This is a genomic window from Microbacterium sp. Bi128 (assembly GCF_918698205.1).
This window is the reverse complement of record NZ_CAKKMM010000142.1, coordinates 1-9390: the sequence shown is the minus strand read 5'-3', so window position 1 is coordinate 9390 and position 9390 is coordinate 1. Positions and strand designations below refer to the sequence as shown.

The following is a 9390-nucleotide window of genomic DNA, read 5'->3' as shown; positions in this document are numbered from 1 at the left end:
GTGCGGGATCGCCAGAGGCGTTGGAAGAGACGTCTGTTGACATGGGAATTCCCTCAGGGAGTTTGGTGTGGGTCCGGCGAGCGTCGGCGCTGCTGCAGGTTCCAACAGTCTAGGGCCCGGGGGCATTCCCGTCACCGCGAAAGCAACGCGGGGTCAGTTACGGCCCATGACGGGCGGCGGCATGGGCCGTAACTGGCCCCGCGTTGCTTGTGGTGGGGCTGGGGGGCTAGGAATTCAGGGGCACGTTGTCGATGAGGCGGACGGGGCCGACCGTGGCGGCGATGATCGCCAGCCCCTCGCCGCGGAACGGGGTGTCCCGGCAGTTCTCCGCGAGGGGCTCGAGGGTGCGCGGATCCACTACCTCGAAATAGTCCAGCTCCACGAGCGGCTGGGACCGGACGAGGGCCTGCGCCGATTCGATGTCCAGCGGCTCATGGGCGTTGGCGCGCTCCTCGATGAGCCGCAGTGCGCGGGAGAGCACCAGGGCCGCCTCGCGCTGGTCTTCGGAGAGGAAGCGGTTGCGGCTGGACAGCGCCAAGCCGTCGGCCGAGCGCACAATGGGCACCGGCACGATCTCCACGGGAAAATTCAGGTCAGCCACCATGCGCTGGACCAGGGCCAGCTGCTGCGCGTCCTTCTGGCCGAAATAGGCGCGGTACGCGGGCTGGCCGCCACCGGGCACGCCGGCCCCAGGGATGCCGTAGTGGAGCAGTTTCGCGACGACGGTCAGCGCGCCGTCGAAGTGCCCTGGCCGGGACGCGCCTTCCCATTTTTCGCCCAGGGGTCCCGCCGTGATCCGCACGAGGGGTGCCCCGCCGGGGTAGACCTCCTCAACACCCGGCGCGAACGCCAGGTCCACCCCTTCGGCGTCGAGCAGCGCGAGGTCGGCGTCGAGCGTCCGGGGGTAGCGTTCGAGGTCCGCGGCCTCGCCAAACTGCAGCGGGTTGACGAAGATGGTGGCCGCCACGACGTCGTTCTGGGCGACGGCCGTCCGGGCCAGCTGGGCATGTCCCTCGTGCAGGGCGCCCATGGTGGGCACGAGGCCCTGGGACGTGCCGCCTTTCTGTGCCAGCAGCCGGGCGCTTGCGGCGCGGAGCTCGGCAGCAGTGGTGACGAGTTGGATTGCCATGTCAGGGTCCTTCCGGGGCGGGCGTCCCGTTCTCGCCGGGGCCGCCGAGCGCCTGTTCGATGCCGTCGAGTTGTTCCGGTTTCAGCAGTCCGCGGCTTCCTGCCCGGCGGGCTGTCGCCCGGGCCATGGCCAGGTACGCCTCAAGAATATCGCCGGCGGCGCCGCCGTCGTACTCGCGGAGGGCGCCGGCGTGCGCGGCCACCGTGCCGGTGTCACCGCGGGCCACGGGCCCGGTCAGGGCCGTTTCGCCGGAGGCGAGGGCGTTCTCGAGGGTGGCGCGCAGCAGCGGGCCCAGCATCCGGTCCGGGGCGTCGACGCCGACGTCGCGGAGCAGCTGCGAGGCCTGCGCCACGAGCGTGACCAGGTGGTTGGAGCCGTGCGCGAGGGCAGCGTGGTAGAGGACGCGGTCGGCCTCGGCGATCGCGACGGGCTCGGCGCCCATTTCGACGACGAGTGCCTGGGCGATCGGCAGCATCGCGGCGTCGGCCGTGACGCCGAAGGTGCAGTCCAGGAGCCTGGTGAGGTCCAGGCTCATGCCCGTGAACGTCATGGCCGGGTGCAGCGCGAGCGGCACGGCACCGGCGGCGCGGACCGGATGCAGGATCCCGACGCCGAAGCGCCCGGAGGTGTGCGCCACGAGCTGGCCGGGCTGCCAGGCGCCGAGCTTGGCCAGTCCGTTCACCAGCGGGCCCAGGGCATCGTCCGGGACGGCGAGCAGGACCAGTTCGGCCCGCTCCACGATGTCCTGCACGTCCAGGATCGGGACGCCGGGCAGGAGCGTTTCGACGCGTTCTTTGCTGGCGTCCGAAACGGCCGACGCCCCGATGACGGCGTGCTCGGCTCCGCGCAGCGCCGCCCCCAGGACGGCTCCGACCTTCCCCGCGCCAATGATTCCGACGCCGAGGCGTCCTGGTTTAGCCATGATGCGGGCCTTCCTGGTGGTCTTCTGCGGGTGGTGCGGGCGGCTGGGCCGCCGGCTCCAGCCAGTGTTCGCTCTTCTGGTGCTTGCGCGCGGCACGGGCACGGGCCGACTGGGCATCGAACAGGGCCCGGGCTTCGTCGAGGCCGGCCTGTATGAGCCGCGGAGCCACCGGACCCGCCGTGGTGTGCAGGACCAGGTCGGCCACCCGGAACCGCCGGGCGAGCGGGCCCTGCTGGAGCGCCATGGACTGGGTGCGCTGGTGCGGCACCACCACGAAGTTCCGCCACCAGCGGCCCGACCTCAGGAGCAGGGCGGACTCCGTTGCCGCGAAGCCGTTGCGGCGCCAGCCCAGCGGCGCCAGGAACCGGGCCCGGCGCGGGCTGGTGACGAAGCCGCCGTCGGAGGCCTTCCCTGCTGCGCTGCCCGGGGTCCCGGCAGGGTCCGCGAGGCCGGTGATCCCCGCGGTGAACAGCCCCACCGGGTCCTGGGTCCCGGGATCCGGGAGCACCAGGGAGAGGATGTCCATGACGTCGCCGAGGTATCCCACCGGAAGCAGCGTGGTCCGGGCCGATCCTTCGCCGGCGCTGCCGGCCAGGCCGTAGCCGGCCACGTTGACCTGGATCCGGTACCAGCCGAACATCCGCCACAGCGGCGGCTGGCTGACCTTCAGCGCTTGGATCCTGCCCGGCGGAACGGTCTGCGCCTGCGTGTCCAGCAGGCCGTAGCGCAGCCGGATGCCGTCCGGGGAAATGGCGGCGGTGAAGTTGTAGCCCTTGTTGAACGAGGACCAGTAGGAGGCGATGAGCCCGATTGCGGCTGGGATCAGGAAGACCGTGAAGTTCCGGTTTTCCGTGACGGCGGAGAGCATCACCGAGGCAATGCCGCCAGCCAGGATCACGACACTTTGTTCGCTCAGGAGCAGCGAGCCCACCAGGCGCGGCGGCGGCACGGTGAGCACGGCCTGTTCGGGGGCTTCCACGGCGGCGGCCGCCGGCTCTCCGGACTCCGGGTCTCCCGGCTCCCGCGCCGGCTTCCCGCCCGCGGCACCGGAGGCTCGGGCCAGGATTGTCGCGCGGAGCTGCCGGGCCTCGTCCGCGCGCAGGTACGCCAGGCGCACCGCGGACTGGCCGGCGTCGGCGACTTCGAACCGCAATTCAGCCAGTCCGAAGATCCGTGCCAGCAGGGGTTGCACGACGTCGATCGCCTGCACCCGGTCCAGCCTGGCCTGCCGCTGCTGCTTGAACAGGAAACCGGTGTTGACGCGCACGTAGCCGCCGGCTACCTGGTAGCGGGTGAAGTACCAGCTCAGGACGTAGCCGAGAACGGTCAGCAGAATCAGGGCGCCGCCGCCGAGCAGCAGCCAGGGCGCCCGTCCGGCCAGCCGCTCGTCAAAAAGCGGGCCGCCCTGCAGGAACCGTTCGAAACTGTCGCGTCCAAAAAAGAACAGCAGTGCAGCCAGCGCCACCCAGCCGCGGACAAAGGGCGACGCGGGGTGCACGCGCAGCCAGCCGGCGTCGGCAGTTCCTTCGATACCGGAGCCGACGGCGGTTCCGTCGGCGGCGCGTCCGGCATCCTCCGGTGTCAGCGCCATCCCGTCACGGCCTTCCCGTCACAGCCCGGCCAGCCGGGCTTCGCCGCGGGCGGACAGTTGTTCGCGGAGCCTGGCGCCTTCGCTCGCGGGCAGCCCGGGAATCTCGGCGCTGGTCGCGGCGGCCGCGGTGTGCAGTTTCAGAGTGCACAGGCCCAGCTGGCGTTCGACCGGGCCCATCGCGATGTCGACGTACTGCATCCGCCCGTAAGGAACCACGAGCGTGCGCTGGAAGAAAATGCCGCGCCGGATCAGGAGGTCATCATCACGCTCGGCGTAGCCGATCGAGCGCACCTGCCGGGGAATCAGCGCGAGCCGCCACAGGGCCAGCAGCAGCGCGACAGCGGGCAGGGCGACGGCCAGCCAGACAGGCAGCCAGGTCCACACGCCGGTCAGCACCAGGATTAGGGGAAGCGACAGCAGGGCCACCGCGACCAGGGTTCCCAGCGCCCATCCCGCGAGGCGCACCGTGACGTACTTCGGGGACACCCGGAGCCAGTCGATGCCCGGAGGATCAATCGCTTCGGTAGGCATATTCGCCTTCCGCCGAGGGCTTGCTGCGCTTTCCCTGCACGCCGGGCCGGGATTCGGCGTCGCCGTCCTCGGGGGGAATCCGGCAGAACCGCTCGACGACGAGCCCGACGATCACCATGATCAGTCCGCCGCCAGCCATGGCCAGGGCCTGCCAGGTGATCTCCTGGTTGCTGCGCAGGTTCCACAGCCGCAGTTGCTCCACCACGATTCCCGCGTGCCAGCCCAGCAGGACCGACCCGGTGTAGGCGCAGGCCTGCGCGAGGACCAGGGTCCAGGCAGCCAGGATGGGGTTGAGGATTTTCTTCTTCTTGCCGTTGCGCCACCGGAGCACGCGGATGCCCAGCACCAGCGTGAGGGCCACGATCACGCCCATGGTCACCAGGCCCGTCAGCGGCAGCACCGGGGTGGCCAGGCCGTAGCGGCCGGAGAGCATGGTGGCGAACCAGCCGGCCACGGCCAGGACCACGCAGATGGCCAGCAGGAGCAGGGGGCTGGTCAGCTTCACGGCCGCTCCGCCGCACCGGGCACGCCGGTGATCTCCGTGGCAGTGACTTCCGCTGCGGCGGGGTTCTGGAAGCCGTCAAAGGTGGCAAGGCCGGCGAAATCGGCGGCTTTCGACGCGAGGTCGCCCACGCGTTCGCCGTTGAGCTCCGCAGCGGGATCGATCAGCGACCACGGATAGAGCACGAACGCCCGTTCCGCGGCCCGGGGGTGGGGCAGGGTGAGCTCGGGATCGGAGCTGACCACATCCCCGTACGTGATGATGTCCACGTCCAGGGTCCGCGGCCCCCACCGGACCTCGCGCACGCGCAAATGCTTCTGCTCCACGTCGTGGCAGTGCTCGAGCAGCCCGCGCGGCGGCAGCGACGTCTCGACGGCAATCACCATGTTCAGGAAGTCGGGCTGGTCCGGCGGGCCTCCCACGGCCTTGGTCTGGACGATCGGCGAGATGGCCAGCAGGCGCACCTCCGGCGGGTCGACGAGGTCTGCGACGGCGGCGGACAGGGTGTCGCTGCGCTCCCCCAGGTTGCTGCCGAGCGCGATCACGGCACGGGTGTAGAGCGGGCTCACGTCCGCCTCCGGTGCACGCTGACGGCGACGTCGCCAAAGTCGACTTCGATCGGGGCCTTGGGCTTGTGCACGGTGACGTCCACGGCGTCGACGGCGAATTTCTGCAGGATGTCCTCGGCAATCCGCACCGCGAGGGCCTCGATCAGGTTCAGCGGCTCACCCGTGATCCAGTCCCGGATGCAGTTGGCCACCTCGCCGTAATGCGCGGTGTCCAGGACGTCGTCGGAAGCGGCCGCTTTGCTGAAGTCCAGGTGCAGCACCGCGTCGACGACGAAGGGCTGCCCGTCGCGGCGCTCAAAATCGAACACACCGTGATGGCCGACGGCGGTGACGCCGCTCAGCGTGATCTGATCCATGGTGCCGGCCGGATCAGTTGGTGCCGGCGTGGGCGGAACCGGCCGGTGCCGGGGGAACCATGCGGGCGGCGACCTTGACGGCGTCCAGGCTCGCGCCGACGTCGTGCACGCGCACAGCCCAGGCGCCGCGGAAGGCGCTGATGGCGGTCATGGCGGCGGTGGCGGCGTCGCGTTCAACCGGCTGGGCGGCCTTGCCGGCCACGGTCAGGAGGCTGCCGAGGAAGCGTTTGCGTGAGCCGGCGACGAGGACCTTGTGGCCCATGGCCTGCAGGACATCCAGGTGCTGCAGGAGCTCCCAGTTCTGGCCCTCGTTCTTGGCGAAGCCCAGTCCCGGGTCCACAATGATCTGTTCCGGCGCGACCCCGGCGGCGTACAGCTTGTCGCGGACGCCGGCGAGCTCGGTCACGACTTCCCCGGCGACGTCACGGTAGTCCGTCAGGGAGTTCATGGTGCTGGCGTCGCCGCGGCGGTGCGTGAGGATGTAGGGGACCTTGGTGCGGGCGGCGAGTTCGGCCATTTCCGGTTCCATGGTCAGGCCCGAGACGTCGTTGATGATCGCGGCGCCGGCCTTCAGGGCCGCGGCAGCCGTCGCGGCGTGGGTGGTGTCGATGCTGACCAGGGCGCCGGCCTTGACCAGGGCCTCGATGACCGGCAGGACCCGGCGCTGTTCCTCGTCAGCGCCGACTGCCGTGGCGCCCGGGCGGGTGGACTCGCCGCCGACGTCTATGATGTCCGCCCCGGCATAGAACATCCGCAGCCCGGCCGCGATCGCCGTGTCCGCCGTCGCGTGGGCTCCGCCGTCGCTGAAGGAATCAGGGGTGACGTTGAGGATTCCCATCACCAGTGTCCGGTCCGTGGGCAGGTCCTGGAACTTCGCCGCCGGGCGCGGTTTGCGCAGGATGGGCAGGGGCGAAGTGGCGGGGCCGGTGCCCGGGGCTGCAGCTAGGGAGTCCATGGTCTGTGTTCTTACCTTCCGAGTATGAGGCTCATGGCTTCGGCACGGGTGGCCGGGTCATGGAGTTGCCCGCGCACTGCGCTGGTGACGGTCTTGGCGCCGGGCTTGCGGATTCCCCGCATGGACATGCACAGGTGTTCACATTCGACGACGACGATCGCGCCACGCGGATTGAGGTGCGTAACGAGGGCCTCGACGATCTGGGTGGTCAGGCGTTCCTGGACCTGCGGGCGCTTGGCGAACATGTCCACCACGCGCGCCAGCTTGCTCAGGCCCGTGACCTTGCCGTCGTGGGACGGGATGTAGCCCACATGCGCCACCCCGTGGAACGGCACCAGGTGGTGCTCGCAGGTGGAATAGAACGGAATGTCCTTGACCAGCACGAGTTCCTCGTGCTCGAGGTCGAAGGTGGTGGCCAGGATCTCGGCGGGGTCGTGGTGCAGGCCTGCGAACATTTCCACGTAGGCCTTGGCCACCCGCTTCGGGGTGTCAATGAGGCCGCCGCGGTCCGGGTCCTCACCGATCGCCAGCAGGATTTCCCGTACTGCCGCCTCGATCCTGGGGCGGTCCACTTTGGACTTTGAATGCGGGGCTCCCCCGTCCCCCGCCGAAGCAGCGGCGGGAGCGGGAACGTCGTCGTCGAAGTTAGAAGTCACAGAAGAAGCCTAGCCGGGATGACCATCAGTCCCGATATCTGTTGCACCGCCCTGGAAGGACTCCTGCCCGCCGACGCCCTGGGCATGCGGGGGCTGGGCATCCAAGGGCTCTTCGAGCCGGGCGTGGGTGGCTTCCTCCTGGGCTTCACGCTCCGCCTTTTCGCGACGTGACTCCACCGGGCCGGCGGTCTGGAGCGTGCGGGTCTCCTTGGAGAGCCAGACGTCGCGGAAGTCGCGCTTGCGGATGTTGGTGAAAATTTGCGCGATTTCGGCCTGGTTCAGTGTTTCGCGTTCGAGCAGTTCCAGCGCCAGCTCGTCCAGGACATCCCGGTTTTCGGTCAGGATGGCGTAGGCCTCATCATGGGCACCGTCGATCAGGCGGCGCACTTCCTCGTCGACGATGTAGGCGATCTGGTCCGAGTAGTTGCGCTCGTGGCCGGCGTCGCGGCCCAGGAACGGCTCGCCGCCGCCCTGGCCGAGGCGCACGGACCCGACCCGTTCGCTCATGCCGAACTCGGTGACCATCTTCCGGGCGATCCCGGTGGCCTTCTCGATGTCATTCGACGCGCCCGTGGATGGATCATGGAAGACAAGTTCCTCGGCGACGCGGCCGCCCATGGCGTAGGCCATCTGATCGAGCAGTTCGTTGCGGGTGATGGAGTACTTGTCGTTTTCCGGGACCACCATGGTGTAGCCGAGGGCACGGCCGCGGGGCAGGATGGTGATCTTGGTGACCGGGGCGGAGTTCCGCAGGGCAGCCGCGACGAGGGCGTGGCCGCCTTCGTGGTACGCGGTGACTTTGCGTTCGTGTTCCTTCATGACCCGGCTGCGCTTCTGCGGGCCGGCCATGACGCGGTCGATCGCCTCGTCGAGGGCGCGGTCATCGATCAGGTTGGCGTTGGACCGGGCCGTCAGCAGGGCGGCCTCGTTCAGGACGTTGGCCAGGTCCGCGCCCGTGTAGCCGGGGGTCTTCTTGGCAACAGCCTTGAGGTCGACGCCGGCAGCCATCGGCTTGCCCTTGGCGTGCACCTGCAGGATCTGGTCGCGGCCGATCAAATCGGGGGCCTCAACCCCGATCTGCCGGTCGAAGCGGCCCGGGCGCAGCAGGGCGGGGTCCAGGACGTCGGGGCGGTTCGTGGCGGCAATCAGGATGACGTTGGTCTTGACGTCGAAGCCGTCCATTTCCACCAGCAGCTGGTTGAGGGTCTGCTCGCGCTCGTCGTTGCCGCCGCCGATTCCGGCGCCGCGGTGCCGGCCGACGGCGTCGATCTCATCGACGAAGATGATCGCCGGCGCGTTGGACTTGGCCTGCTCGAAGAGGTCGCGGACACGGGAGGCACCCACGCCGACGAACATTTCCACGAAGTCGGAGCCTGAGATGGAGAAGAAGGGTACGCCGGCCTCGCCGGCAACCGCGCGGGCCAGGAGGGTTTTGCCGGTGCCCGGAGGGCCGTAGAGCAGCACGCCCTTGGGGATTTTGGCGCCAACGGCCTGGAACTTGGCAGGTTCCTGCAGGAATTCCTTGATCTCCTCGAGTTCCTCGACGGCCTCATCGGCGCCGGCGACATCGCTGAAGGTCACCTGGGGCATGTCCTTGTTGACGAGCTTTGCCTTGGACTTGCCGAACTGCATCACCTTGGACCCGCCGCCCTGCATCCGGGAGAGCAGGAACCAGAACAGGACGCCGAGCAACAGCACGGGCACCAGCAGGGAGAAGAGCCCGGAGAACCAGTTGTTTTCGATCGGCTGGTCGGTGAAGCCGCCGGACGGTTTGGAGTCCGTGACGGCCTTGACGACGTCCTGGGCGCGGGCGTTGACGAAGTAGAACTGGACGTTCTTGCCCTTGTCCTGCCCGTCGACCTGAAGGTTGTCCTTCAGGACCAGGTCCACCCGGTTCTCGGCGTCAAAAATCTTGGCCTGTTCAACCTTGCCGCCGGCTGTCAGCAGCTCAAGGCCCTTGTCGGTGTCGATCCGGCTGGCGCCGCCCGGCGCAAGCGTGGCAAATGCCAGCAGCAGCATGGCCACCACGACGACAATCCAGATGCCTGGGCCCTTGAAGAAACTCTTAGCTTTCATCTGTTCGGGGCTGGCCCCGTCCCTCCTGGTAGTGCTGCACGGCGACCGGTCTGCGCGCGTGTGGTGCTGCGTCAGCTTCTAGCTATACACCGTCGCACTACCT

General features: G+C 69.1%; 10 protein-coding genes. All 10 read right to left on the bottom strand.

Going from position 1 to position 9390, the window contains the following annotated elements:
* Positions 1-226: 226 nt before the first annotated feature.
* The 10 genes from panC to ftsH are packed head-to-tail and all read right to left on the bottom strand — an operon-like array spanning position 227 to position 9287.
* Positions 227-1129 carry a pantoate--beta-alanine ligase gene (gene panC, locus LQV45_RS11915; RefSeq protein WP_230007211.1) on the bottom strand — a complete coding sequence of 301 codons (903 nt, stop codon included), beginning with the start codon at positions 1127-1129 and terminating at the stop codon, positions 227-229.
* Between the two features lies 1 nt (position 1130).
* Positions 1131-2051 (bottom strand): Rossmann-like and DUF2520 domain-containing protein, encoded by a 921-nt coding sequence (locus LQV45_RS11910; protein WP_230007210.1) that lies wholly within the window; start codon positions 2049-2051, stop codon positions 1131-1133.
* Positions 2044-3642: a PH domain-containing protein gene (locus LQV45_RS11905; RefSeq protein ID WP_230007209.1), complete on the bottom strand. Its 1599-nt coding sequence runs from the start codon at positions 3640-3642 to the stop codon at positions 2044-2046. The genes LQV45_RS11910 and LQV45_RS11905 overlap by 8 nt, the downstream gene beginning before the upstream one ends.
* A gap of 18 nt (positions 3643-3660) precedes the next feature.
* Positions 3661-4173 carry a PH domain-containing protein gene (locus LQV45_RS11900; RefSeq protein WP_230007208.1) on the bottom strand — a complete coding sequence of 171 codons (513 nt, stop codon included), beginning with the start codon at positions 4171-4173 and terminating at the stop codon, positions 3661-3663.
* Positions 4154-4678 (bottom strand): DUF3180 domain-containing protein, encoded by a 525-nt coding sequence (locus tag LQV45_RS11895; RefSeq protein ID WP_223914701.1) that lies wholly within the window; start codon positions 4676-4678, stop codon positions 4154-4156. Before LQV45_RS11895 ends, LQV45_RS11900 begins: the two co-directional genes overlap by 20 nt.
* Positions 4675-5244, bottom strand: a complete 570-nt coding sequence (gene folK / locus LQV45_RS11890; RefSeq protein ID WP_230007207.1) for a 2-amino-4-hydroxy-6-hydroxymethyldihydropteridine diphosphokinase — start codon at positions 5242-5244, stop codon at positions 4675-4677. Before folK ends, LQV45_RS11895 begins: the two co-directional genes overlap by 4 nt.
* The gene (gene folB / locus LQV45_RS11885) at positions 5241-5600 is read right to left on the bottom strand and encodes a dihydroneopterin aldolase (RefSeq protein ID WP_230007206.1); all 360 of its coding nucleotides are present in this window, start codon (positions 5598-5600) and stop codon (positions 5241-5243) included. Before folB ends, folK begins: the two co-directional genes overlap by 4 nt.
* A 13-nt stretch (positions 5601-5613) precedes the next feature.
* Positions 5614-6555: a dihydropteroate synthase gene (gene folP / locus LQV45_RS11880; RefSeq protein ID WP_230007205.1), complete on the bottom strand. Its 942-nt coding sequence runs from the start codon at positions 6553-6555 to the stop codon at positions 5614-5616.
* Positions 6556-6566: 11 nt separating this feature from the next.
* Positions 6567-7211 (bottom strand): GTP cyclohydrolase I FolE, encoded by a 645-nt coding sequence (gene folE / locus LQV45_RS11875; protein ID WP_230007204.1) that lies wholly within the window; start codon positions 7209-7211, stop codon positions 6567-6569.
* Between the two features lie 9 nt (positions 7212-7220).
* Positions 7221-9287, bottom strand: coding sequence for an ATP-dependent zinc metalloprotease FtsH (gene ftsH, locus LQV45_RS11870; protein ID WP_223914706.1), 2067 nt, complete (start codon positions 9285-9287; stop codon positions 7221-7223).
* Between the last annotated feature and the right edge of the window lie 103 nt (positions 9288-9390).

Excerpts from the sequence above, each read along its gene's own strand:
- panC (WP_230007211.1), bottom strand. The coding sequence starts at position 1,129 with ATGGCAATCCAACTCGTCACCACTGCTGCCGAGCTCCGCGCCGCAAGC.
- LQV45_RS11910 (WP_230007210.1), bottom strand. The coding sequence starts at position 2,051 with ATGGCTAAACCAGGACGCCTCGGCGTCGGAATCATTGGCGCGGGGAAG.
- LQV45_RS11905 (WP_230007209.1), bottom strand. The coding sequence starts at position 3,642 with ATGGCGCTGACACCGGAGGATGCCGGACGCGCCGCCGACGGAACCGCC.
- LQV45_RS11900 (WP_230007208.1), bottom strand. The coding sequence starts at position 4,173 with ATGCCTACCGAAGCGATTGATCCTCCGGGCATCGACTGGCTCCGGGTG.
- folB (WP_230007206.1), bottom strand. The coding sequence starts at position 5,600 with ATGGATCAGATCACGCTGAGCGGCGTCACCGCCGTCGGCCATCACGGT.
- folP (WP_230007205.1), bottom strand. The coding sequence starts at position 6,555 with ATGGACTCCCTAGCTGCAGCCCCGGGCACCGGCCCCGCCACTTCGCCC.
- ftsH (WP_223914706.1), bottom strand. The coding sequence starts at position 9,287 with ATGAAAGCTAAGAGTTTCTTCAAGGGCCCAGGCATCTGGATTGTCGTC.